Genomic DNA, 23312 nt, shown 5'->3' on the forward strand with positions numbered 1-23312 from the left:
GCGCCACCGCCGCGAGTAATACCCCATTTACCACAAGGAGAACGGCTTGAGCACGATACACATTCTGGACGAAATCGTCCTCGCACCCGATGCCATCGCGCAGGTGCTGCAGTTGCTGGAGGAGCACTATCTGCCCGGCCTGCCCGCACGCCAGACGCTCAGCCTGCAGCAGCGCTGGGTATCGCCGCCGGTACAGCTGGAGAATCAGAACAATACGCTCTGGCTGCTGTGGGAGGTCACCGACGCCTACTGCTACTACACCATGCGCGGCACCGCGGATGAGGGCGTGATGCGCTTCTGGGCGGAGGTCGATCAGCTCTGCCAGGAGCGCCGCCGACATGTCATGGGTGACGCCACCCAGCCACTGCCACAGCCACTGGAGGACGCATGAGCATCTGCGAGACCCTACAGATCCACCTGAAGCCAGGCGCCGATACCACACAGGCTGATACTGCCATCCGCGAGCACATCACAGGTCTACCGGGCCTGCAATCCTGGCACGTGGGCCTCAACCTTGAGGGCTGCTGGGGCGCAGGGCAGCTGACCGTCGACCTGCTGCGCGAGGCCGACAGCGCCGATCGCCCCATCGACTTCAGCGGCGTACCCGGCTTTGAACGCACCGACGGTGTGCAGTACCAGACCATTGAGCAGGGCCTGCGCCAGCCCGACATCCAGGGCGGCATCTGGCGCACACTGATGCTGCAAATCCGCGATGGTGCAGCGGCGGAAGAGGTCGCTAAATTCGAACAGGAGACACTCGGAATGCCACGTTACATGCGCGGCATCCGCAACTGGCGGCTGGGACGGGTGACCTCCCCGGGCACGCACTGGACCCATGTCTGGCAGCAGGAGTACACCACCATCAATGACCTGATGGGCGAATACCTGTTGCACCCCTATCACTGGGGCTGGGTGGACCGGCGCTTCGACCCGGAGTTTCCGGACGTGTGGGTCGTGGATACGGGGCTGTGTCATGCCTTCTGCCCACTGGAATCGACGATCGTCGGCCGCGACTGATCTTTGCCACCGCCACTCATCACATAGCGAGGAGTCTCTCATGTCTGCAGCCAACACCCTGCAGGGCCGGGTTGCCCTGATCACCGGCGCCAGCCGTGGCATCGGCCGGGCCATTGCCCAACGACTGGCCAGCGCCGGCGCCACCGTTTTGGTTACCGCCCGCAGTGTCGACCATTCGGCGGAATTTCCCGGCACGCTGGCGGAAACCGTAGCCCTGATTGAAAAGGCCGGTGGCAAGGCGATTGCCCTGCGCGCCGACATCGAATCGGTTGAGGATCTGGAAACCCTGGTGCCACGCACGGTCGAGGCTGCCGGCCGCCTGGATATCCTGGTCAACAATGCCGGCATCGCCCATTACGCCCGGGTCGAGGACATGCCCCTGGACACCTTCGATCTCACCGTACAACACTACTTGCGGGCGCCCTTCATCCTCTGCCAGAAGGCCATCCCCGTCATGCGGGAGCAGGGCGCCGGCTGGATCGTCAACATCGGCTCGGTCACCGCCCAGCGACCGATTCAGCCCTGGGGCGACTGGGAACGCCTGGGTGGTGCAACTGTCTACGCGGCGATCAAACTGGCGCTCAACCGCTTCAGTCAGGGCCTGGCGGCCGAGCTGGAGCAGGACAATATTGCCGTCAACGTGGTCGGGCCGAGCACCGCGATCAGTACCCCGGGCGCAGACCGCTTTACACCGGAGGATTACCCCACCGAGCCGGTGGAATACCTCACCGAGACCGTCCTCGCCATGAGTCACCTGCCGGCGGCAGAGCGCACCGGGCTGATCACCCATAGCCTGCATTTCCCCTACCGCGAGAAGCTCCCGGTCTACAGTCTCGACGGCAAGGAACAACTGCCACCGCCACAGATCCCGGAATACGCTCACCCGGATATCTGACAGCCATCAAGCAAGGAGAGTGTCATGCGTGCTGCGGTGTTTCACAAGGCCGGCCAGCCCCTGTCGATAGAGACGGTTGCCGACCCCCGACCGGCAGCGGGCGAGGTGGTGTTGCAGGTGGCCCGAGCGGGCATTTGCGGTTCCGACCTGCACATGACGGAATATCCGGATGTCATGCCGCCCGGACTGATCATGGGGCACGAGTTCGCCGGCACAGTGGTCGCCCTGGGCGACGACATCGCCGGCCCCTGGCGCTCTGGCCAGCGGGTGACGGCGCTGCCCCTGCATGTCTGCCACCACTGTGAAGCCTGCGACGGTGGCCACCACGCCCTGTGCCCGTCGGTGGTCTTTGCCGGCACCTCCCTCGACCACCCCGGTGCCTATGCGGAGTATGTGAGGGTGCCCGCCAGCATGCTGCAGACACTGCCCGAAGGTGTCAGCTTTGAGGAGGGTGCCATGATCGAACCCCTATCGGTGGGCTACCATGCGGTGCGCCTGGCGGAGTCGATCAAGGGCGCTTCAGTGCTGGTGCTCGGAGCTGGCCCCATCGGTGCCGCGGTGACACTCTTCGCGCGCATGGCCGGGGCCCGGCAGGTAGTCGTCAGCGAGCGCTTCCCCACCCGGCGCGAACGCGCTCTGGAGGTCGGTGCCACGGCAGTGATTGATCCAGCCGAGCAGGACCCGGCTGAGGCCTTCACCCGGCTTACCGGCGGCAACCCGCAGGTCGTCTTCGAATGTGTGGGCGTGCCGGGGATGCTGCGGGAAGCCGTGCGGCTGGTGGGGATTCGCGGTCGCATCGTGGTCGCGGGCGTGGTGCTGCAGGACGACAGTTTCTCGCCACTCCCCGCGCTGCTGAAGGAAGTTTCCATCCGCTACAGCCAAGCCTACGACGAGTCGGATTTCGAGGCTGTCATCCGCGCGATTGCCAGGGGTGAAGCCCGGCCACAGCCCCTGCACACCGCCACGGTCAGCCTGGACCAGCTACCGGAGACCTTCGAGTCGCTGCGCGCTGCGTCACCCCACTGCAAGGTGTTGATCGACCCGGCGATAGGCTGAATAGCGTCTTTTCTCGCTGCCCGCGCTGGGCCAGCGAGGCCTGCTTTACTGTTAACAGCAGGCCCCTTGGCAAAGTGATCTGACCCATCAGCCCACGCCTAGCCCCGCCAGCACCTCCGGCGGCAACGTCGGATCCGCCTGGCTGGACAGGTGCTGCGCCCGATTGGCGGCAAACTCCGCGGTGATTTCCGGGTGGGTGGAGACCCAGAACTTGCCTTCGGCCAGCTGCGGCAGGATGCGCTCGGCAGCCTCGTAACCGCTGATACCATCGGCCTTCAGCATGTTGCGCATGATCTCCCGGTGGTGGGCATTGACCGGGTCCTCACCGGTCTTCGAATCCTCGAAGATCCGCGTGGCCACCGGACCCGGCAGGATCGCCGAGACCTGGATGGGCGCCTTCTTCACCTGCATCTCCAGGTAGAGACACTCGCTGAAGGACAGAATGGCGTGCTTGCTGAGGACATAGGAGGTCTGGATCGGCATCATGCCCAACCCACCGATGGAAGTGGTATTGGCGATCCAGGCGCGTTTGCCCGCCTCGAGCATGCGCGGAGCGAAGGCCCGCACCCCATGAATGGCGCCGTGGATGTTGATGTTGAGGGTCTTTTCCCAGACGGCCGCTGGCAGCTCCCAGCAAAAGCCCAGGGTCTCGATGCCGGCATTGTTCACCAGCAGCGTGACATCACCAAAGGTCTCGTGGGTGACCGCGGCCAGGCGGTCCAGGGCTTCGGGCTCGGACACGTCCGTGTGCACCGCCAGGGCTTCGGCGCCAGCCGAGCGAATCTCCTCCGCAACGCTCTCCGCACGCTCCATCGCCACATCAGCCAGCACCACGCGCATGCCCTGCCTCGCCGCCAGCCGGGCCAGGCCCTCGCCAATGCCGGAGCCGGCGCCGGTGATGACGGCAACGCCGCCCTTGAATACACCCATGTCCTGGGTCATTTCACTCCCTCCCGATTGTTATTCCGAAGGGATTATCTTATCACTAAATATTCAGGGGGACCCGCGTTCTGTTCAGCCAGTCGCTGTCACCCGCAGCAGCGCTCGCTACGGGATCCCACATAACACGCGGGCAACCAAGCGCCTAGCGTGCCGTTTCCATCGTCACCAGCTCCCGCTCCACATTGGCGATGATGCCCTGAAACCCCAGCTCCAGAACCTCCTCACTGGCGATGTCGGAATGGTAGCGGCGTAACATGATCAGGAAATCCTGCTCATCAGGCTCCAGTTCGTCGATATCCGAGAGGGAGATCGGCGAGCGAAAAATACTCCCCTCCCGCTCGTTGAATACCAAGGCAATGGCGTTGCTGCAGAACATCCAGGCGTGCACCGCGAGTTTGTGCTCGCGGAAACCGATCTCGTGGAGCGTGCGCGACACCGTCAGGGTGACCCGCAACCAGCCCGGCGAGCTCTTGCCATCCACCCCCATCACCTTGAGCACGAAGGGGTATTCGTCGGAAAGCTTCTTGAAGGTCCACAACCACTGCCAGAGGGTGTCCTGCCAGCTCTGGTGGCGCTTGCGCGGGGGCATCTTGAAGCGCAGGCAGATGTGGTCGGCCACCGCCGCCAGCAGGGCCTTGCGGCTGGGAAAGTAGTTGTAGAGCGCCATGGACACGGTATCCAGGGAGGCCGCCACCCGGGCCATGGTGAAATCCTCCACCGGACCTTCTTCGAGCAGCTGCATGGCCTTTTCCAGCACCATCTTGCGCGAGAGCCGCGGCGGCCGACCCGCGGCCGAGCGTGCGCGGCCATTAGCTGGCGCAACCTTGCTCCGTGCGGCGGCGTGCTTTTTCCGGGCGGCAGCTTTTTTTCCGGTTGCGGCCTTTTTAACGGGCGCTTTCTTCGCCTTGGCCGCCTTGCTGGTGGCCGTCTTGCCTGTGGACGAAGCCTTTCCCGTTGCTTTCGTCCCGGCCGTGACTTCTGCCTTTCGCTTGACCGTGCGCGGGGCGCGACCGGTGTCTTTCCGGGTAGCGCTGCCGTCGACTTCAGTGGATCTGGATGCCATGGTTTCCCCAATTGGAATTCGCTGCCGGGCGCAATGTTGGCGCCCGTTACCTATAGGATTTCAATATAGCGTTGGCCGCTAGTTTACAGCAAGCGAACCTGGCCCCAAACTTGCAAACGAACTCACACAGAAGCTTGCACACGCCCCACGAAAGACGGTACTTTGCATTTTTTTATGTATAAGCAAGTGCACTGCAGGAAAGCGCGTGGTAACCGGTCCAGCGAACGCCTGCAATGCACCAACGAGGAAGCCATCATGAAAGCCGTCCGCTGCCACGACCACGAAATCCACGTCCACGAGGTTCCCCCACCCAGCGGTGAGGGTATCCGCGTGCGGGTTGCCTCCGCCGGCATCTGTGGCAGTGATCTGCACTTCTGGCAACAGGGCTTTCCCATTCCCTTCACTCTGGGCCATGAGATCGCCGGCATCGCCGCCGATGGCACCCCGGTTGCCATCGAGCCGACCGTCTACTGTGGCCACTGTGAGCGCTGTGTGCGCGGCGACTACAACATGTGTGTGCGGGGTAGCGAAGCGGTGATGGGCGTGGGCCGCGACGGCGGCATGACCGAGGAATTGATCGTTCCGGAGAAATGTCTGGTTCGTCTGCCGGGCGGTATCCGCGCCGAGGACGCTTGCCTGGTCGAGCCCCTTTCGGTCGCCGTGCGCGGCATCGCCCTGGCGGGCATCAGCGACAAACACAAGGTCGCCGTCATCGGCGGCGGCACCATCGGCCAGTGCGCGGTGGCCATCGCCCGCCAGGCAACCAGCAAGGTGCACCTATTCGCCCGCCACGAGGCCCAGCTGCGGGCCGGCGAGATCCTCGGGGCAACCCTCGGCGGCGAAACCGAAGACTACGACCTGGTGATCGACTGCGCCGGGACCGACAGTGCCATGGAACAGGCGGCCAATCTCTGCCGACCCGGCGCCACCATCCTGATGCTGGCCTCCTACTGGGGTGGCCTGACCATGCCCGCCATGCAAATGATGATGAAGGAACTGCGCACCGTCACCTCCATGGCCCAGGCCCGGCAAGGGCTGGTGCGCGACGTGGAAATCGCGGCCGCCACCCTGGCCCGCAATCCCAAGATCGCACCGACCCTGATCACACATCGCCTACCTCTGGAGGCGGCGTCGGAGGCTTTTGCGATTGCCGCGGACCGCAAGCAAGGCGCGATCAAAGTCGCCTTCAATCCCTGAAATTGCGGAACCCTGTGCGGCCCGCAACGGTCCTTTCCCCCGGAAAGACTGACCACACAATCAGCGCAGGCCGTCGTTGCCCTGCACCGCCTCTTTGAGCAACCCGCCCAGACGCGAGTGCACGCGCCCCCCACTGCCCATCACCAGGGCAAAGAGGATTTCATTGGGCCGCGGCGCGTCCTGCAGACCCACGTCCATCGAATTGAAGTGACTGCGCACATAGGCTGCGTGGATGTAATGGACCGGCACCATCATGCGGTAGCCGGCGCAGGCCACCGCCTTGTTAGCGGGCACCATGGCCTTGGGCTGCCCCAGCACCTCACGCATGGCCCAGCCTCCGGCCTCGTGCCACACCGCGCCATGCTCCAATTCACCATTGATGCCGATGATGGCCGCCTTGCTGTAGACCTCGACCCGGTCGGTGCCACCCAGCGCGTCCACCAGCTCCTCCGCCAGCTCGCGTCCCAGGCTGCGCAGTTCTGCCATGAAAGGCATCAGATCCTCTTCGTAGCGACCGGCATAGGGGTTGCGCACCACGGCCATGGCCGCGGCCATTTTCAGCGGCACTTCGGCAACAGGCCCACCTTCGTGGTAGACGGTTTCAATGCTCAGGGCACGCTTGCGGATTTCAATCAGGGGATTCACACGGACTCCATGCTTGCTTGCAGGGTTTCCAGGTAGCGGTAAATGGCGGTGTTGTCAGCCTCCGCGGGCAGCACGGCCACCGCGTCGGACCAGAGAGACGCAACACGCGAAAGCTGGGGCATATCCAGGCCGGCGCTGTCGCCCAGGCGTCTCGCCGTGGCCAGATCCTTGGCCTGCAAGGGCAGGGAAAAGCCCCCGGAAAAACTGCCGGAGAGAATGAACTGGCGCAGCTTGGTTTCCGTGGCGACATTGCGGCCACTGGATGCATTGAGGATATCGACAAAGGTGTCCGCGTCCAGGCCCATCGCTCGCACTGCGAGCAGTGCTTCGCAACTGGCCAGCAGCCCCGCCGCGTAGACATAATTGTTCAATGCCTTCATGGCATGGGCCGAACCCACTCGGCCGGTGGGCAGAATGATTCTGCCCATCACCTCGAGCAGTGGCCGCGCCCGCTCGAGCAGATCGCTATCGGCGCCCACCATGATCGAGAGCTGCCCGCTTTCCGCCTTCGCCACGGAACCAGATACCGGTGCATCCACCAGCTGGATACCAGCAGCATTCAACAGGCCGGCCAGACGCGTGGTTTCCACCGGATCCGAGGAGCCCATGTCGATGACCAGGGCATCAGGGCGCAGGACGTGAATCAGCGGATTCTCACCTTCGGCCAGCACCTGGTTGGTCTCGCGACTGTTCGGCAGCATGGTAATCACCGTATCGCAGCCGACCAGCTCACCGAGTGACGCTGCTGCACGCAGCTTGCCCGGCCAGTCGGCCGCCAGAGACGCCAGCCGCTTACGGTCGCTGTCGAAGGCCGTGACCGCCAGGCCGCGAGTCAGCAGGTGGCGCAGCATCGGCGCTCCCATCTTGCCCAGCCCGACAAAGCCGACCCGGGCGATACCACTCACTGGCACGGCTCAGGCAACCGCACGGGGCGGTGCGATCAGGCGGTAATCCTCCGGCGCTGGCTGCCGGGTCATGTACCAGTAGTCCACCAGCCGGTAAGGGCAGGACATGAATACCCGTCCCTTGCTGTTCTTGTAGTAGCTTTTCGCCTTGGGGTGAGACCAGATCAGGCCCTTGATGGTCTCGTCCACCCGCACGTTGAACGCTTCCTGCGCCTCTTCCGTGGGTTCCAGAGCCGCCATGCCCTCTTGGTTGATCCACTCCAGGCATTCCAGGATGTAGTGGACCTGCGTCTCGGACGTAATGTTCTGGCCACCGGCATGGTTGGGAGCACTGTTGGGCCCCACCGTCAGAAAAAAGTTCGGATAGCCGGCGACAGTCACCCCCAGATAGGCACGCGGGTCATCTTCGCCCCACTCCTCCTTGAGGTTGCGACCGCCCCGGCCGATGATCTTCAGCCCACCGGTCATGTCGGAGATACTGAAGCCGGTGGCGCAGAGGATCACGTCCACTTCCACCTTACTGCCATCCTTGAGCACGATTCCGTCCTCAACAATGTGATCAAGCGTGTTGTCCTCCAGCGAGACGTTGTCGCGGCACAGCGTATCCAGCCAGTTGATGTCCATGCAGATACGCTTGCCGAAGACCGGGTAGTCGGGCACCAGTTTCTCCAGCAGATCCGGGCGATCCTTGAGCTTCTCCCGGTAATTCTGCATGACGTACTGGCGGACCCCCTCGTTATAGGCAGAGACCGAGGTACCGTCTTCGCTCTGCCACTCCGGGTCCAGCTTGATGTTCTCGTACAGACCATCGGCGGCGAACCAGTAGGCGCGGAAGCGGAACCACTCGGCGTAGTGGGGAATGTTCGCCTGGGCCCAGCGCACCGCCGGGGGCACTTCGACGAAATGATTAGGCATGACCCAGTGCCGAGAGCGCTGGAATACTGTCAGGTGCCCCACATCGGGGGCGACTGCCGCGCCCAGCTGCACGGCACTGGCAGCAGTGCCGATCATCGCCACACGCTTTCCTTTCAGCGCCACCGAACTGTCCCAGCCTGCCGTGTGCATGACCGGTCCCTGGAAATCGCCAATGCCCGGTATGTTCGGCAGCTTCCAGCGATTCAGCGGGCCGTGGGCATTGATCACCGCATTGGCACGCACTTTGCGCTTGCCTTTGGCGTCCTGCAGCTCCACCTCCCACTGGCGGGTGGTGTCATCCCAGACCATCCCCAGCACCTTGGTCTCAAAGGTCACATACTGGCGCAGCTTGTATTTGTCCGCCACCCGCAACAGGTAGCGCTGGAACTCCGGCCCGGTAGGCGTGTAGTGGGACCACTCCGGATTCAGCTCAAAGGAATAGGAATAGAAGTGGCTGGGCGTGTCGACCGCCACGCCGGGATAGGTGTTTTCCCACCAGGTGCCACCCATTTCGGGGTTTTTCTCGATCACCTCGAAGTTGTAGCGCGCTTCGCTGAGCTTGATCGCCGCCAGCAGGCCCGTGAGGCCGGCACCTATCACCAACACCTTGAAATCCGGGTCCGGTGCACGACGCCCAGGGCGCTCGCTGCGCTGCTCGGGGGGCTCGAAGCCCATCTGCTCCTTGAGCATGGGAATGAACTCGTCTTCCACCGGCTCGCCGACATCGGTGCTCAGCATTTTGCGCCAGAGGGATTCGTCCGGCGACTCGTCGGCAGGCGGCGGGTCCTGGGTCAGCACCTGGAACAGTCGATCCCGCAGCTCTGCGAGCAGTTCCTCGGGGATGACCGCCTGCTCCTCGAAGATTGAGCCGATATAAGGGTGAAAACGCTCCATGAAAGCCACGTCTCCCTCGAAATGGGTCAGCACCATCAGCAGGGTGGGGACATCCCCTTGCTCGAGCGCCTCGCGCAGGGCGTCGTGATCGCGAATGGGCAGTGTCGGGCTGTGATCGAGAATCTGTGCGTTCATGGCTGTGCCTCTTATCAACCGGGCCGCGCTGCAGCGGCCAGAGCTTGCTGCGTAGTATATTTATCTTATATGTAAGTTTTATGTAGTGCAAGTGGCGTACGGCCGGCAACTGCTGCCAACCCGGCCCACAAAGCAAAGGGCCGCCATGCACCTGCGCACATGGCGGCCGCGAACACCTGCTGCCTTCAGACCGCTCAGTCGCCGAAGCGGTAACGCAGCGACATGCCGTACATCCGCGGCTCACCGTAGACCGTATTGGTAAAGCCGGATGACTGTGAAAAGCCCACGTATTCATTGACCGAATAGGTTTCATCGGTCGCGTTGGTGACGAAAGCCCGGGCATCCAGGCTGCTGCCCAGAATGCCGTTCCACTCCAGCGACAGGTTGACCACTTCATAGGAATCCACCCAGGCAGTCGGGTCCTCCCGCTCAGAGGTGGTCGCGGACGAATACGTCTTGCCCTGGTGATTGATGCTGCCGAAGAACACCAGCTCCCCCAGGTTGCCCAGTGGCAGATAGTAACGAACGTTCAGCGCCGCAATATGCTCCGGGGTGTTCTGGAAGGGAATGCAGGAATAATCAAGGCTCACCGATGGCTGACCAAGACCCGGCCAGGTGGTAGGGCCACTGCAGGGATAGAGCGTGGTGCCGCCGCGCAACGGATCGGCGTAGATGGTAAGGTCGTAATCTTGGTATTCCGCGTCGATATAGGAATAGGACAGGCTGATTTCCAGATTCTCCACCGGCGCGATGGTCGACTCGATCTCGATGCCGGAAATGCGCGCAGCCTCGGCGTTGAAGGTAATTGCACCCTGATCGAGACAGGTAGCGCTGGCGGCAAAGTTCTCCCCGTTTGGCCCGGTACAGACGAACTCGCTGGTGTCGCCATTACCGTTGAAATCGTTGGTATCGGGCAGGAAGCCACCAATCGGGAAGTTGTCCGCCGCCGCGCGCTGAATGTCATCATAATCCATCGTGTAGACATTCACGTTGGTGCGGGCAGGCATGCCGGCAACAGCAAAGTCGGCCTTCACGCCCAATTCATAGCTGGTCACGAATTCCGGCTCGTAGGTCAGCGTGCGCGGCGCCGCATAGTTGAAGCCGCCGGCCTTGTAGCCGCGGGTCACCTTGCCGTAGAAGAGCGTATCCGCGTTGTACTGATAATCCAGGCCGACGGTCCAGGTCCACTCCTTAGAGTTCTGGTTAGCGGATCTCACCTGCCGCTCGAATTCGTTGGGGCTGCTGTAGACGCGGTCCGAATAGTAGTTGTTGCTGAGGCGGCGGCCCTCGGTTTCATCATCGGTGTGCCGCACACCCAGGGTCAGGCGCCACTGGTCCCAATCCGGATTCAAGGCGGCCAGATTCAGGGAGCCCTGGGAATAGAAAGCCAAGGCGGTGATCTCCTGCTCGAAGAATAAGCCACTGTTGAATGAGGCAGCATTGAATGAAGCGGTGCCCTGCAGCCCCTCCGGCTCCACACTGGAATAGTAGGTGCCCACAACCCAGTCAAGGTTGTCGTCCAGCGCCATGCCTTGCAGTTGCAGCTCGAAAGTGGTCTGGCTGTTATCGGAGATCACACCGCGATCACCCGGCTCGCCAAAGACATTGTCCACTTCATTATCGCCAATAAAAGGCGGCAGCTGTCCCAGCATGGGCAGCAACGAACCGTCCAGATCCCAGTCGTAATTCAGCTGCATTTCCTGATAGGAAACGATGTTCTTGAGCTGCAGGTCATCGCTGAGCTGAATGGACAATGTATTGATGTAAGCATCGTGGTCGATGTTGGTGAACTGGTCATGGTTCATGGCCGTCTTGCGTGGGCCGAGCTCACGCGCACGCTCCACCACGCTCTGCGTGATGGTTGGATCGAAGACATTGCCGGTGAAGAGGTTGTTGACACCGTAGGCAAAATTACCCGCCAGGTTAGCGACGTTGGCGCCCGGGCCGGCACCACTGAAGATGAAGCCAGTGCCGTTGTCCTTTGACTCCGACCGCAAGGCCATAAAGTAATTGTCGATGGTCTCGGTAGGCCGCCAGAGCACCCCGAGGCGCAGGTGTGACCAATCCTTGTTGTCATAGTCCTTACCGGCAAACCCTGGCGAGCGGGCATCGGGTGCAAAGGCGCCGCACAAAGGCTGCAGAGTTGGCGCGCAGATATCGCTGAAGCCAAAGCCCTCGGGGCCGACATCTTTGGTAAAGCCGTCGCGCTCCACACTCTTGTAGGACAGGCGTAGCATCAACGTGTCGTCGATCACTGGCAGGTTGAAGACACCTTCAAACTCGCGATTGTCATAGTTGCCACCCTGTACTTGGAGGTAGCCGTGGAGCTCTTCGGAGGGTTTCTGCGGGTCCAGCAGAAGCGCTCCCCCAGTGGTGTTGCGACCGAACAGTGTACCCTGGGGCCCGCGCAGCACCTCCAGGGAACCCACGTCAAAGAAGGTGCCCGGGGCGCCCTGGTTGGCGATGATGCCGGATTGGATAAGCGGGACCTCGGCAAAATAGTTCACTACCCCCACCGGGGCCAGGTAGGTCGCACCCTGGCCGCGGATGGTAACCACCTCGGCATTGCGTGGGTTACCGGCACTGGTAACTGTCAGCGAGGGAACCTTGCCCAGAAGGTCGAAGGCGCTGCTGATGCCCTGCTGGCGCAGACTCTCGGCACTGATGGCACTGATGGCGATCGGTACGTCCTGAATACTCTCCTCGCGGCGCTGCGCCGTGACAATGATCTCCTCGAGACGGGCGTTATCCTGAGAAAAGGCGGGCGACACGCCCAAGGGCACCATACACACAGCGGCGGCGGCAAGGGCCTGAACACCACGGGCAATCGGAGTGACACGGAAAGAACTCACGGACATGATACACCTCTTGAATTTCTGTTAATTAGAATTAATATTCGAATTATAGTATGCATAAGTTTAAGCACATGGAAAGCACTTATTGATAAAAATATTCGTCGACTCATGACTGTCGGGCGCGACCAGTAGATCCCCCATGAAAAACGTCATGATTCTCGATATGCACACATCCGCCAAAGTCGCCAGCATACAGCGGTGCTGATGTCGGCTTGCTGCGACACGGCACGCTCGCGAAAGCCCTGGCCATCGCCTAGATGGCCAGGGGCGACAGACGGAGCTCGGGCTGAGCGACTGCAAGGCAGGAGCATCGTGTCGCAGGCCTGTTAAAACTCCTCGACCCGGAGCACAGTCTTGCCGCGGTTGTGCCCCCCTTGAATGATGCGGTGTGCCTCGGCCACTTCCAGCAGCGGGAATTCCCGTAGCGGCGGCAGCAAGATGTCACCACTGTCCAGCAACTCACCAATTTTCTGCAGAGTTGGGCCACACCCGACATCGTCCATGGTCGAAAAAACTCGCTTTACGCCCTTCACCGCACCTGCCGCCACCTGTGAGGGAATGTCTCCGTCATCCACCAAGGTCGGTATGGAAACGAGAGTGCCGCCTGGCTTCACCAAGTCGAGCCCGTTAGGCAAGGAGCTTACGCCCACGGCATCCATGAGGTAATCCAGGCCCTCGGGCGCCCAGGCCGCCACCGCATCGGCAATATTCTCCGTGCGGTAATCGATCACGCGCTCTACCCCCAGAGATTTCAGGTAGTCCACATTAGGGGTTGAACATGTGGCTGCGACCCGCGCGCCAGCCCAGCGAGCAAACTGCACGGCAAAGCTGCCCAGGCCACCGGAGCCGCCGTGAATCATCGCCAGTTGCCCCGCCTCTAGCCCGCCGCGATCGAACAGGCCCTGCCAGGCGGTGAGCGAGGCGACCGGCAGCGCTGCTGCCTGGGCAAAGCTGAGACCATCAGGAATGCGGGCCACGCGATCGGCACTGGCAATCGCGAACTCGGCGTAACTGCCCTGCCCGCCCTGGCCGTGATTGGTAGGCGTAAACACTCGCTCACCCGGCTGAAATTCCGTCACGCCCTCTCCCACCGCAGCGACGATACCGGCTGCATCAAAGCCGATAATGTAGGGAAAAGTATAGGGCCGGTATTGCGCCAAATGACCCTCGCGGTTCTTCCAATCGGCCGGGTTAACGCCGGCGTAGGCGACCTGTAGCAGCACCTCACCCGGTCCGGGCGTCGGGGTCGGTAGCTCGGCGTACTTGAAAACCTCGGGGCCACCGGTTTCCTCAATAATCATCGCAAACATGTCGCACATCCTTTTTGTTGCTGAGAAGGGATTCCTTTGCACCGGCTAGACTAAAAAGGCGACGCTACTGCCATCGGGAGCCACAATCGATCCAATGTCAGGCGGCGAGTTCGTCGTCGGGTTCAGGCGGAAAATACAGCGGAGCACCCACGTTATACACGCCAGTCAAAAGACCGATGAAGGCGCGATCAGTCAGTGGGTCACCCGGCTCCTCGAATTGAATGCCTCGGCGTTTCAGATCCTGCATGAAGATATCGAAGACCTGCTGGTGGGAGATGTCGTCGGTATGGTCTACGGTGCGCTTGAGCTCATCCAGGTCCATGTAGACATTCGCCCCCCAATGCACCAGGAAACGGAACTCCTCCTCCGGAATCTGCTGAATGACCTGCTCACCGGTACGAATGCGCCAGCCACCGGCAACCTGCGGATCGGCTTCCATCACCGATTCAAAAGCCAGCCCCTCCGGCTTGCGCAAAGCGCTCGGCCCGTTGCTCTGGGCAGTGTGGAACATCATCTCGTTCTCCACCACCACGGCGCGCCCCCACATGGGTGCGTGAATCTGTTTCGGCTGCTCGTGGGGGCCATCCGGCCAGTAGGTGAAGCCACCGCCGACCTTGCCCTTGTAATACCAGGCAATCACCTGCGCCTTGCGCGCCTGCCAGTGCTTGAACAGGCCCGACTTGACCATGGTATTCATCAGCCAGATCGGCGTATTGTCCAGGGTCAGCCCGCGAAAGCGCGTGGCATCGACATGGGGGTTGCCGGCACCGCCACAGGGGCCCTGAATATTGAACAGCATGCTGTCGGGCTCGGCGTATTTCGCACCCCAGTAGTCGCGCACCAGCTGCAGAAACTTAGGGTTGTAGAAGCAGCCCTCGATTTCCGGCTGGCTGCAGACACCACCGTAGGAGTAGTAACCGCGGAACACCGGGCTGAGGAACATGTCCAGGGTGGGCTCGACACCTTCCGGCAGGGAGCCGGAGGTGGTGGCAATCAGCTCCTCGGCGGACTTGAAGTGCTGTGAGATGATCAGTGACCAGGGGCCATTGTTACGGACAACCTCGAGCAGGCGGCGGTGCTGGTCCTCGCTGTAGGCACCCTCGATCACCCGTGGCTCGGCCACCGGGCGGAAAATTTTTGCGCGTTCGATATCCATGTGTTCTACCTCATCGCTACCCGGGACTGTGGCGCCGGGATCCATGCGACCCTCAGGCCAGTTTGCTGTTGAAGAAACGCACCATGATGTCCAGCGCCTCGCGGGTCTCGGGCAGGTGCAGCGCATACCAGTGGGAATGCGGCAACGCATCGAAGACCACCAGCTCCGCCGGCCGCCCGGCCCGCAGCAGCGCGCGGTGAAACATCGTGGTGGAACTGAGCAGGGCATCCCGGGTACCCGACACCAGCAGCGTGGGCGGGAATCGGGACAGGTCGGCACGGTCCGGTGACACCAGCGGATCCATCGGGTCAGCGCCTCCCAGGTAGTTGTGGACCTCGCTCAGCTCATGGTCCAGAGGGAAACTGTGGGCGCCGTAAAAGCCGCTCAGGGTAAAGATGCTGCGGGTATCGCCGAAATCGTAGAGATTGCCTGCGGCGGAAAACACTCCTGCGCAAGCCGGCAGGGGCAGGCCCTCCTTTTCCAGGCGGACTACCGCCTGGCCGGTAAGAATGCCCCCGGCAGAGCTGCCAAAGATCCCCACCTTGTCCGCCGGATGATGTGCCAGCACCTCACGATAAACCGCTACCACATCGTCCACCGCGGCCGGGTAGGCGTGCTCCGGTGCCAGGCGGTAGTCCACGGCAATCACCGGCACACGGGCCAGGTGGGCAATGGGAATGGCTTCGACCAGGGCACCCGAACCGACCACGAAACCACCCCCGTGGAGATTGATCAGCACACGCCCTTCATGCTCCGCGGGTATGTCCAGAGGCCGTATCAAGTGGCAGCGGACGCCGCCGAGCTGTATTTCTTCGATGTCCACCGGGTACAGGGACTGCGCCTGTTGATTCAGCGCCTCAAAGGCGGCCGCCATCGGCTCACGGAACGTCCACATGGGCACCGGCTCGTCCGGCATGGGGGCATCGCCCCACGGGTTGCCCGCGAGGTAGGCACGCGCTTCATCACTGATCGAGGTGGGTACCGGCACCGGGTGATCGCCGAGCCAGGCAGTGCCACTGTCATCAATTCTGTAGGCCATGGTAACCACTCACATCCAATTAGATTTATATTACAGGTAAGTTTAATTAACAAAGGGGGCGGAGGTCAAGCACTCAGCTGCGGCGAGGCGAGCGCGTGCTCAGCGCGGATCCAGGGCGAGTCCGGCGGGGGACATGGCGAAGCGCTGCAGCATGAAATCAAGCGCCAGCCGCCACAGCATGCCATGCCCAGAGGCCCCGGAGAAATCAGGCGGCGCTGTCCAATGGGGCCTCGGGCGGGAAACGGGCAGGTTGGACAACGTAGGTTCTGCTCAGCGTATCGATGAATACCGGATCATTGAGCGGGTCACTGGGCATATCAAAGGACACACCCCGTAACCGCAGATCATCCATCAACATGTTGAGTGCCCGGTCCGGGGTCAGGTCATCGGTGTGGTGTGGTCAAAGTAGCGTTTCAGATCAGTCATGTCGTCAAACACATGAGCGCTGTAGTGAATCAGGAGGCGAACCTCCCCGGCAGCATACCGCGCCATCACCTTGTCATCATCGACCACTTCCCAGTCATTCTCACCCACGGCGCGAATGCGGGATTGCAGGCTGAAGCCGGACGGGAGGTCACGGCGATCCCTTGGCCCACAGGCCTCGCCGCGGTGAAACATGCGCTGGTTGTCGGTCACGATGCCACTGTTCCAGAACGGGGGGACAAAACGATGCGGTTCTCCCTCGGGGCCATCGGGCCAATAGGTGAAGCCGCCGTCAATACTGGAATCGTAGAAGTAGGTGATGACCTGGCCTGCCTTGACACCCCAGTGATCAAAGAGACCGGATTTGGCCATGACACTCATCAGCCAGGCCGGTGTATTGGTGGGATCCATGCCGCGCCAGCTGCGGCCGTCGAAGTGACCGCCATCAAGGCCATGGCTGGGCCCCTGGAGGTTGAACTGGAACAGGTAGGGAGCTCCGTAGCGTGCGCCGTACATCTGCTTGACCGAATCCAGAAGCTTGCGACTGTAGAATATCTCATGCAGGTCGTCGTAGTAGCAGAGTCCATTGTTACCGAGTATGCCGCGGAAGGCGGGGGTCAGAAAATCCTCCAACTGCGCCTTGTCAGCCGCAACATCCGCGCGACCGCTGACAGCCAGCAGCTCGTCCACCGACCGGAAATAGATCCCCGCAATCAGTGGCCAGGGCCCTGACGTGCGCAGGACCCGGAAGAGCTGCGCCAGCTCCTGCTCGCTAAAGACATCCTGAACAAGGCTCGGGGGAACCGCCGGTATGAACGCAGACGACTCAGGCATGATGCAATCCCCCTGGGGCCGGACAACTCAAAGAAGCCAACCCGGACCGAAAAATTTACTTATACATATTTTATTGTTAACTTATATCCTCCCCGGTCACGTGTCAAGCCATGTCATCGCAGCTCGCCCCTTCCAGCCCCGAGGACCGCCCCCTCCAGCCCGGAAGTCCCGAAATGCCCGGTCTGCGGCTGGCAATGTTCCTCTGTGGTTTCTGCTCCGTGTCGGTGCTGCACGGTACCCAGCCGCTACTGCCCGAACTGGCCACCTACTTCGACGTGACCTCGTCTACCGCCAGCTGGGCACTCTCGGCAACCATGCTCGCCCTGGCCTTGATGCTGCTGCCGGCGGGGCTGCTGTCCGACCGCTTTGGCCGTCGCGGATTCCTGCTGGGTGGCCTGGGCCTGGCCTCTCTGGCAACCGTCGCCGCAGCCCTGGCGCCACGTTTCGTCGACCTGCTTTTCTGGCGGACACTGACCGGCCTGGTCCTCGCCGGCGTGCCGGCGATTGCCCTGGCCTACCTGACAGAGGAAGTTGCGCCTGGCTTTGTCGGTCGCAGCATTGCCCTGTACGCCGCAGGTAACGCCCTGGGTGGCGTGAGCGGGCGCCTGATGGCGGGGGCCCTGGGCGAGTGGCAGAGCTGGCGCCTGTCCCTGGCGGTGATAGGAGGGCTGGGTCTGCTGGCTACGCTGGCACTGTGCAAGCTGCTACCGCGCGAACGACAGTTTCGGCCTGTCCGGCACAGTCTGGCAGCATCACTCCACACCGTACTCGCGCACTGGCGTAATCCGGAGCTGCGGCGCTTTTTCGCCATTGGTTTCCTGCTCATGGGCTCCTACATTTCCCTCTACAGCATCATCGTCTTTTATCTGATGGCACCGCCCTTTTCGCTGTCACTGGGCACCACCAGCTTCCTGTTCCTGCTCTTGCTGCTGGGCATTCCCGTGTCGATGCTAAGTGGCCATCTGGTGGACGGACGCGGACCCTGGCTGCCCATTGGCGGCGGAACGGCACTGATGTTGCTGGGGCTGATGGGCACACTGCTGCCCCACCTGGTCTGGCTGAGCCTCGCGCTGGTAGTCTTCACCCTGGGCTATTTTTTCAGCTATACCGCCAGCAACGGCAGTGTGACCCGGCGAGCGCCCTTCGCCCGCGGAACCGCGGCCGGAATTTATCTCAGCTGTTTTTACAGCGGTGGTGCGCTGATCAATGTCGCTGCCGGTTTTGCCTGGGAATGGTGGGGCTGGCCGGGCGTGACAGTACTGTTGGGAGCCTGCCTGCTGCTGATCTTCTGGCTTTGGTGTCGAATGCCGCGCAAGGAGCAAGCCCTGTAGCGCCAGGTCAGGCTGATGACCAGGAGGGCCTGCGGGCCAAGTCCGGCACTGGTAATGCTGCAACAGAAATGGCCTACGAACAGCGAGGTCGACCGTAAGGGGTGTTGTTTCACTCTGACCATGACCGATACTTCCGGGCGGCAACTATTCGCTCCGGCTCTTCCAGCGATTTACGTGTTGGATTCAGGGCGCACGCGCGGAAAGAACCTGGCCTCCGCCTCGGCGAGCTCTGCGCGCACAAAATCCCTAAATACCCTTACGCGGGCGGGTGCCCCGTGCCCAGCCAGGCTGATGGCGTAAAGCGTGCCCTTGGAAATACTCCACTCTGGGAGCACGGGTAGCAGCGCGCCGGACGCGACGGAAGCCGTTGCCACCAGACTCGGGATCGGCCCAATCCCGCCGCCCGCGACAACCAGACGCAGCAAGCTGGCGTAATCGCTGGTTCGGATTACTGGAGACACAATGATTTGGTGCGAGCGGCCGCGTTGATCGGTCAGCAGCAGTTGTGTGGCTTCGGGAAAGGCTCGCGACACTATCATGGAATGCGTGGCGAGCGCTGAAGGCACGTCCGGGCTGCCGTCATTGGCCGCAAGGTAGTCCGGCGCCGCGTACAGTCCGATATGAAAATCCGCTAACTTCGACGCCCGATAGGCCATATCCGGCAGGCCCCCCACGTTTGCCCTGAGTGCGAGATCAATTCGGTTGGCGGCGAGATCGAGGGGCGAGTCGGTAAGCAAGAGTTCGACCTTGATTTGCGGGTGCACGCGCCGAAAGCGCACCACGAGGTCGGGCAGCACGTCCATGCCCAGATCGATGGGAGCGGTTACACGCAGGTGCCCCCGGAGCACATCCTGTGACTGTCGTGCCCCCTCTGCGGCATCATCCATCCATTTCAAGGCCTCTCTGGCCTTGGTATAGAAGGCGGTTCCCTCCTCGGTCGGCGAGACTGCCCGTGGGGTACGTGCCAACAGCCTCGCTGCCAGGCGTTTCTCCAGACGCGACAATCGCCGGCTGATGCTGCCTTTGGTCTCCTGAAGTTGCCGGGCGGCGGCAGACACCGTGCCCAACTCCACAACCGTACAGAAGGCCCGCACATCTTCAATGGCACCACCTATGGTTTCCGTTTTATCAACCATGAGTTCCAATCCTGGAGTCTTACGCCTTTGGGGAAACTACCCTATTCTGTCCCCTGTTCCAATACATCGCGTCACAACCCAAACAGGAGCTCCAGCATGAACGCCACCACAGACAAGCGCATTGCCTCAACGCCCTTCCTCGAGAAGGTCAGTCCGCTGGCCTATCCATTGATACGGGTAACCACCGGACTTCTTCTGATGCCCCATGGCGCACAGAAACTCTTTGGCTGGTTCGGTGGCTATGGACTATCCGGTACCGGAGCGTTTTTCGGGGACACCCTGGGCATGCAGCCTGGCGTTCTGTTCGCCCTCTTGGCCGGGCTGGTCGAGTTCTTCGGTGGCCTGGCTCTGGTGATCGGCCTGCTGACCCGGCCGGCAGCCGCTGCGGTCGCCGTGCTGCTGGCCGTGGCACTCAGTGTCCATTGGGCGAACGGCTTCTTCTGGACCAACGGCGGTATCGAGTATCCACTGATGTGGTTGCTGCTCGCAATCGCCCTCATGCTGCGCGGTGGCGGGGAGTATTCACTGGACCGCCGCTTCGGCTTGCGGTTCTAGACCCTGATTCAGCTAACAGCCGGGAGTTCGTACACTATGACCCTTTCTAATTTGCCCACTCTCTTCGTGCCACACGGCGCCGGCCCCTGCTTCTTCATGGACTGGGAGCCCGCGGACACCTGGTCGAGAATGGCCAGCTGGCTGCGCAGCGTACCCGAGCTGATAGGCGCGCGGCCGCGTGCGCTGCTGGTAATCTCCGCGCACTGGGAAGCGCCGCATTTCAGCGTCAACACCCAGGCGGCACCATCTCTGCTGTACGACTACTCCGGATTTCCGCCCCACACTTACGACCTGGAGTATCCGGCGCCTGGATCGCCTGAGCTCGCGGCCGAGGTGCGGGCACTGCTCGCTACCGCGGGCATTACCAGTGAGGCAGAGCGTGCCCGGGGTGTAGATCATGGAGTGTTCATTCCCATGAAGGTGGCATTCCCGGCGGCCGATGTGCCCATCGTCCAGCTCTCGCTGAAACATGGCCTGGATCCCGTGGAACATCTGGCTCTGGGCCGGGCGCTGGCACCTTTGCGTCGAAACGGTGTATTGATCATCGGCAGCGGCATGAGCTACCACAACATGCGCCGCTTCAGCGTCAACAATACCGACCCGGATCCGGACTCGGTACGGTTTGATGCGTGGCTGACAGAGACAGTCGGTTTACCGCCAGACATCCGCGAACAACGCCTGACCGCATGGGCCGCCACCCCCGGTGGACGCGCCTCCCATCCGCGCGAGGAACACCTTCTGCCTTTGCACGTCGTTGTCGGTGCCGCCGGCAATGATGCAGGGCAGCGCGTGTTTCAGGATCGTGTGATCGGCAGCACCCAGTCCGCGTTCATGTTCGGAGGTTGATCACGGCTTGAGCCGTGACAACAACGAAATCAATTCGAGAGTACTGAATGCCGCCCAAAATTGCCCCCCCCCTGAGCCTCCGGCACTGGTTATGCTGAAACAAAAAACGGCTGGCACGTGATGGGCCAACCGTTTGATAGTTTTGGAAAAATTTGGCGCGCCTGGCACGATTCGAACGTGCGACCGCCTGGTTCGTAGCTCAACAAATGAAATTTAACGTATTGTTTTAAATAGCTTTTCTGGCGACGCCCGTTGCCGACCAAGCACGACAACGCACCACTGAGCACGCTGATGTCGGAAATTTGTCGGAATTGTAAACGTTGTCGATCGAGCTATTTTCGCAGGCTCAATGCACCGTAAAAATACTGACTTTACAAGGTCCATCCCCAGTATTAATATTTAATACATAGTTTTTCAGGTACGCGCACATGGCCAGAAACACCTCCGTCACCCTCGGTGATCATTTTGAAGCGTTCATCACCAGTAAGATAGAACAGGGTCGCTTTCAATCTGTCAGCGAAGCAGTCCGCGCCGGGCTGCGAAAGCTGGAGGAGGATGAAGCCAGGCTTGATATGTTGAGGACTCGACTAAGGGCGGGGGAGGACAGCCCCGTTGCTGAAAACTTTGATAGCCGGGAATTTCTGGAAAAACTCCATAAAAAGCCTCTTGGGTGAAGAAGCGCTATTTCATTCGCGAACTCGCTCTAAGAGATTTGGAGGAAATTTGGCTCTTTACCCTGTCGGGGTGGAGTCTAGAACAGGCTGATGCCTATACCAGTTCTATCCTTGCCCGCCTGAATTTGCTGGCCGACAACCCCAGCGTTGGCTACTATCCATTGAACAACTGGTTCGTAGCCACAATTGTGGCAATTTAGACCCTTGTAAATCGATCACCTGGATACGGCCCGCCCTCATTACACCCCGTATCGACCCGTGTTCTCTAGTAGATACCCTACGGTTAAGCTTGAGGCCCCTCCTTTCCTTGGCACTTCTTTCAAGCCATTGTCGGTGGCGAGCTCGCTTTGAATACAGATAGGGAATCCTGCTGAGCTGCCGATGAGAATGTCACATCAAGCCGCAACTACCCCCTACTCCCTCTTTGACTGCATCCTCCATAACAAATCTGCTCGTAAACTTTTTGGGAATTTCATAAAGACGCCGCTGTATCTTATGCGACGAGGCACAAGGCATACACGAAGTGCTGCAGAATAGCTGTCTGTGAGCAGGGTAGCTGAAGTATTACCCTGCCCATGGGAGGAGGTGGTATTACATTGAAACTTTGCAATATCCGTCATGACGCCACTTCAAGGGCCCCGACATCAACAGACATCGGTAGCTTTACCCAGCCGCTAAGTATCGGGACAGGAATTCGTTTACCATTCTCAAAATCCAGTTTCATATGAGGAAGTAGATCGATGAGCCATTCGAAAGCGACCTTCGCTTCAAGCCGTGCCAGCGCGGAGCCCATGCAAAAATGTATACCTTTCCCCAACGCTAGGTGATCTTTGTTGCGTCGATGCAGATCAAAAGTCTCTGGGGCTTCATAAGTATCAGCATCGAGATTCCCGGAGGAGAAAAGCAACCAAAGCGTATCACCCTTACTGATGTTTTTGCCTCTGAACTCAACATTTCTGGTTGCAATTCGAAAAAGGCCCATTACAGGGCCGTCATAACGCAACATTTCTTCAACGAAATCAGAAATCAATGTCCTATCATTTCGCAAGTCCGCCAGCACATCGGGATGATTCAATAAGAACACTACCCCGTTGCTGATCAAGTTGGTCGTTGTTTCATTCCCTGCAAGCCACAGCAGTTTGCTTAAACCTAGTGGGACGCTTGATTAATTAGGTAACGCATTCTTTGCTCTATCAACGGCTGCGAGGATACCCTTCGCATCCTTGGTCCATTTGAACGGTTTGGCCAACGTGCGATTGTGGACTTTAATAAAGTCGAGTAATGCTGCTTTGAGCTCTGGGACGCTGGTGAAAACTCCGCGGTAGAGGGCGCGCCGTTCAAGCTGGGCAAACCAACCCTCTACTGCATTCAGCCAGGAGGCACTGGTCGGCGTGAAATGGAAGTGAATGTAAGGCCTGGCCTCCAGCCAATCTCTGATCTCTTTCGTTTTGTGGGCGCTGTGATTATCGAGAATGATGTGCAGGTCCTT

General features: G+C 60.8%; 24 protein-coding genes. 10 read left to right on the plus strand and 14 right to left on the minus strand.

Annotated features, from left to right (window positions below; all coding sequences use genetic code 11):
- Window positions 1-46 precede the first annotated feature (46 nt).
- Genes G533_RS0106860 through G533_RS0106875 form a run of 4 tightly spaced genes read left to right on the plus strand, consistent with a single transcriptional unit; the run spans window position 47 to window position 2968 of the window.
- Window positions 47-391 carry a hypothetical protein gene (locus tag G533_RS0106860; RefSeq protein ID WP_027949320.1) on the plus strand — a complete coding sequence of 115 codons (345 nt, stop codon included), beginning with the start codon at window positions 47-49 and terminating at the stop codon, window positions 389-391.
- On the plus strand, window positions 388-1017 hold the full coding sequence (locus tag G533_RS0106865) for a Dabb family protein (protein WP_027949321.1): 630 nt from the start codon (window positions 388-390) through the stop codon (window positions 1015-1017). The genes G533_RS0106860 and G533_RS0106865 overlap by 4 nt, the downstream gene beginning before the upstream one ends.
- Window positions 1018-1057: 40 nt before the next feature.
- Window positions 1058-1912, plus strand: a complete 855-nt coding sequence (locus G533_RS0106870; protein ID WP_027949322.1) for an SDR family NAD(P)-dependent oxidoreductase — start codon at window positions 1058-1060, stop codon at window positions 1910-1912.
- 24 nt (window positions 1913-1936) lie between these two features.
- The gene (locus tag G533_RS0106875; RefSeq protein ID WP_027949323.1) at window positions 1937-2968 is read left to right on the plus strand and encodes a zinc-dependent alcohol dehydrogenase; all 1032 of its coding nucleotides are present in this window, start codon (window positions 1937-1939) and stop codon (window positions 2966-2968) included.
- An 87-nt stretch (window positions 2969-3055) separates the two neighbouring features.
- Here G533_RS0106875 and G533_RS0106880 read toward each other — a convergent pair whose 3' ends face one another.
- Window positions 3056-3910, minus strand: a complete 855-nt coding sequence (locus G533_RS0106880) for an SDR family NAD(P)-dependent oxidoreductase (protein WP_027949324.1) — start codon at window positions 3908-3910, stop codon at window positions 3056-3058.
- A 142-nt stretch (window positions 3911-4052) separates the two neighbouring features.
- Entirely contained in the window at window positions 4053-4973 is a 921-nt protein-coding gene (locus G533_RS0106885; protein ID WP_027949325.1) for a TetR/AcrR family transcriptional regulator, read from the minus strand.
- Between the two features lie 255 nt (window positions 4974-5228).
- Between G533_RS0106885 and G533_RS0106890 the strand changes: the two genes are divergently transcribed.
- The gene (locus G533_RS0106890) at window positions 5229-6170 is read left to right on the plus strand and encodes a zinc-dependent alcohol dehydrogenase (RefSeq protein ID WP_027949326.1); all 942 of its coding nucleotides are present in this window, start codon (window positions 5229-5231) and stop codon (window positions 6168-6170) included.
- A gap of 60 nt (window positions 6171-6230) precedes the next feature.
- Here G533_RS0106890 and G533_RS0106895 read toward each other — a convergent pair whose 3' ends face one another.
- The 9 genes from G533_RS0106895 to G533_RS20935 all read right to left on the minus strand — a co-directional run bounded on the left by G533_RS0106895 (window position 6231) and on the right by G533_RS20935 (window position 17281).
- Window positions 6231-6815 (minus strand): amino acid synthesis family protein, encoded by a 585-nt coding sequence (locus G533_RS0106895; protein WP_051230055.1) that lies wholly within the window; start codon window positions 6813-6815, stop codon window positions 6231-6233.
- Window positions 6812-7720: an NAD(P)-dependent oxidoreductase gene (locus G533_RS0106900; RefSeq protein WP_205622568.1), complete on the minus strand. Its 909-nt coding sequence runs from the start codon at window positions 7718-7720 to the stop codon at window positions 6812-6814. The genes G533_RS0106895 and G533_RS0106900 overlap by 4 nt, the downstream gene beginning before the upstream one ends.
- Window positions 7721-7729: 9 nt before the next feature.
- A complete protein-coding gene (locus G533_RS20925) occupies window positions 7730-9664 on the minus strand; it encodes a flavin-containing monooxygenase (protein WP_035526819.1) in 1935 nt (644 codons plus the stop codon).
- A gap of 194 nt (window positions 9665-9858) precedes the next feature.
- Entirely contained in the window at window positions 9859-12522 is a 2664-nt protein-coding gene (locus G533_RS0106910) for a TonB-dependent receptor (protein WP_027949329.1), read from the minus strand.
- A gap of 323 nt (window positions 12523-12845) precedes the next feature.
- Complete coding sequence (locus G533_RS0106915) at window positions 12846-13829, minus strand: NADP-dependent oxidoreductase (protein WP_027949330.1); 984 nt, start codon at window positions 13827-13829, stop codon at window positions 12846-12848.
- 97 nt (window positions 13830-13926) lie between these two features.
- Window positions 13927-14985, minus strand: coding sequence for a hypothetical protein (locus G533_RS0106920; RefSeq protein ID WP_027949331.1), 1059 nt, complete (start codon window positions 14983-14985; stop codon window positions 13927-13929).
- A 52-nt stretch (window positions 14986-15037) separates the two neighbouring features.
- Window positions 15038-16024 carry an alpha/beta hydrolase fold domain-containing protein gene (locus tag G533_RS20930; RefSeq protein ID WP_051230056.1) on the minus strand — a complete coding sequence of 329 codons (987 nt, stop codon included), beginning with the start codon at window positions 16022-16024 and terminating at the stop codon, window positions 15038-15040.
- A gap of 205 nt (window positions 16025-16229) precedes the next feature.
- On the minus strand, window positions 16230-16382 hold the full coding sequence (locus tag G533_RS24990) for a hypothetical protein (protein ID WP_205622569.1): 153 nt from the start codon (window positions 16380-16382) through the stop codon (window positions 16230-16232).
- Between the two features lie 20 nt (window positions 16383-16402).
- Window positions 16403-17281 (minus strand): hypothetical protein, encoded by an 879-nt coding sequence (locus G533_RS20935; RefSeq protein ID WP_205622570.1) that lies wholly within the window; start codon window positions 17279-17281, stop codon window positions 16403-16405.
- A gap of 173 nt (window positions 17282-17454) precedes the next feature.
- On the opposite strand from G533_RS20935, the gene G533_RS20940 reads away from it, so the two are divergent.
- On the plus strand, window positions 17455-18612 hold the full coding sequence (locus G533_RS20940) for an MFS transporter (protein WP_051230057.1): 1158 nt from the start codon (window positions 17455-17457) through the stop codon (window positions 18610-18612).
- Between the two features lie 170 nt (window positions 18613-18782).
- Here G533_RS20940 and G533_RS0106945 read toward each other — a convergent pair whose 3' ends face one another.
- The gene (locus G533_RS0106945) at window positions 18783-19748 is read right to left on the minus strand and encodes a LysR family transcriptional regulator (RefSeq protein ID WP_027949332.1); all 966 of its coding nucleotides are present in this window, start codon (window positions 19746-19748) and stop codon (window positions 18783-18785) included.
- A 96-nt stretch (window positions 19749-19844) separates the two neighbouring features.
- On the opposite strand from G533_RS0106945, the gene G533_RS0106950 reads away from it, so the two are divergent.
- The 4 genes from G533_RS0106950 to G533_RS20945 all read left to right on the plus strand — a co-directional run bounded on the left by G533_RS0106950 (window position 19845) and on the right by G533_RS20945 (window position 22023).
- Window positions 19845-20303 (plus strand): DoxX family protein, encoded by a 459-nt coding sequence (locus G533_RS0106950; protein ID WP_027949333.1) that lies wholly within the window; start codon window positions 19845-19847, stop codon window positions 20301-20303.
- A 36-nt stretch (window positions 20304-20339) separates the two neighbouring features.
- The gene (locus G533_RS0106955; RefSeq protein WP_027949334.1) at window positions 20340-21149 is read left to right on the plus strand and encodes a DODA-type extradiol aromatic ring-opening family dioxygenase; all 810 of its coding nucleotides are present in this window, start codon (window positions 20340-20342) and stop codon (window positions 21147-21149) included.
- 428 nt (window positions 21150-21577) lie between these two features.
- Window positions 21578-21823: a type II toxin-antitoxin system ParD family antitoxin gene (locus tag G533_RS0106960; RefSeq protein WP_027949335.1), complete on the plus strand. Its 246-nt coding sequence runs from the start codon at window positions 21578-21580 to the stop codon at window positions 21821-21823.
- Complete coding sequence (locus tag G533_RS20945) at window positions 21820-22023, plus strand: type II toxin-antitoxin system RelE/ParE family toxin (protein WP_035526823.1); 204 nt, start codon at window positions 21820-21822, stop codon at window positions 22021-22023. The genes G533_RS0106960 and G533_RS20945 overlap by 4 nt, the downstream gene beginning before the upstream one ends.
- A gap of 416 nt (window positions 22024-22439) precedes the next feature.
- Here G533_RS20945 and G533_RS20950 read toward each other — a convergent pair whose 3' ends face one another.
- Window positions 22440-22961: a cytochrome P450 gene (locus G533_RS20950; protein ID WP_084638848.1), complete on the minus strand. Its 522-nt coding sequence runs from the start codon at window positions 22959-22961 to the stop codon at window positions 22440-22442.
- Between the two features lie 27 nt (window positions 22962-22988).
- Window positions 22989-23312 (minus strand): transposase (locus tag G533_RS0106975; RefSeq protein WP_205622571.1); only part of this gene is annotated, 324 nt, incomplete at its 5' end.

The organism is Haliea salexigens DSM 19537, from assembly GCF_000423125.1.
GTDB classification, from domain to species: Bacteria; Pseudomonadota; Gammaproteobacteria; order Pseudomonadales; family Halieaceae; genus Haliea; species Haliea salexigens.

Excerpts from the sequence above, each read along its gene's own strand:
- G533_RS0106865 (WP_027949321.1), top strand. The coding sequence starts at position 388 with ATGAGCATCTGCGAGACCCTACAGATCCACCTGAAGCCAGGCGCCGAT.
- G533_RS0106875 (WP_027949323.1), top strand. The coding sequence starts at position 1,937 with ATGCGTGCTGCGGTGTTTCACAAGGCCGGCCAGCCCCTGTCGATAGAG.
- G533_RS0106915 (WP_027949330.1), bottom strand. The coding sequence starts at position 13,829 with ATGTTTGCGATGATTATTGAGGAAACCGGTGGCCCCGAGGTTTTCAAG.
- G533_RS0106890 (WP_027949326.1), top strand. The coding sequence starts at position 5,229 with ATGAAAGCCGTCCGCTGCCACGACCACGAAATCCACGTCCACGAGGTT.
- G533_RS0106870 (WP_027949322.1), top strand. The coding sequence starts at position 1,058 with ATGTCTGCAGCCAACACCCTGCAGGGCCGGGTTGCCCTGATCACCGGC.
- G533_RS20935 (WP_205622570.1), bottom strand. The coding sequence starts at position 17,281 with ATGCCTGAGTCGTCTGCGTTCATACCGGCGGTTCCCCCGAGCCTTGTT.
- G533_RS20930 (WP_051230056.1), bottom strand. The coding sequence starts at position 16,024 with ATGGCCTACAGAATTGATGACAGTGGCACTGCCTGGCTCGGCGATCAC.
- G533_RS0106945 (WP_027949332.1), bottom strand. The coding sequence starts at position 19,748 with ATGGTTGATAAAACGGAAACCATAGGTGGTGCCATTGAAGATGTGCGG.
- G533_RS20940 (WP_051230057.1), top strand. The coding sequence starts at position 17,455 with ATGCCCGGTCTGCGGCTGGCAATGTTCCTCTGTGGTTTCTGCTCCGTG.
- G533_RS0106920 (WP_027949331.1), bottom strand. The coding sequence starts at position 14,985 with ATGGATATCGAACGCGCAAAAATTTTCCGCCCGGTGGCCGAGCCACGG.
- G533_RS20925 (WP_035526819.1), bottom strand. The coding sequence starts at position 9,664 with ATGAACGCACAGATTCTCGATCACAGCCCGACACTGCCCATTCGCGAT.
- G533_RS0106880 (WP_027949324.1), bottom strand. The coding sequence starts at position 3,910 with ATGACCCAGGACATGGGTGTATTCAAGGGCGGCGTTGCCGTCATCACC.
- G533_RS0106950 (WP_027949333.1), top strand. The coding sequence starts at position 19,845 with ATGAACGCCACCACAGACAAGCGCATTGCCTCAACGCCCTTCCTCGAG.
- G533_RS0106960 (WP_027949335.1), top strand. The coding sequence starts at position 21,578 with ATGGCCAGAAACACCTCCGTCACCCTCGGTGATCATTTTGAAGCGTTC.
- G533_RS0106885 (WP_027949325.1), bottom strand. The coding sequence starts at position 4,973 with ATGGCATCCAGATCCACTGAAGTCGACGGCAGCGCTACCCGGAAAGAC.
- G533_RS24990 (WP_205622569.1), bottom strand. The coding sequence starts at position 16,382 with ATGTTGATGGATGATCTGCGGTTACGGGGTGTGTCCTTTGATATGCCC.
- G533_RS0106910 (WP_027949329.1), bottom strand. The coding sequence starts at position 12,522 with ATGTCCGTGAGTTCTTTCCGTGTCACTCCGATTGCCCGTGGTGTTCAG.
- G533_RS0106955 (WP_027949334.1), top strand. The coding sequence starts at position 20,340 with ATGACCCTTTCTAATTTGCCCACTCTCTTCGTGCCACACGGCGCCGGC.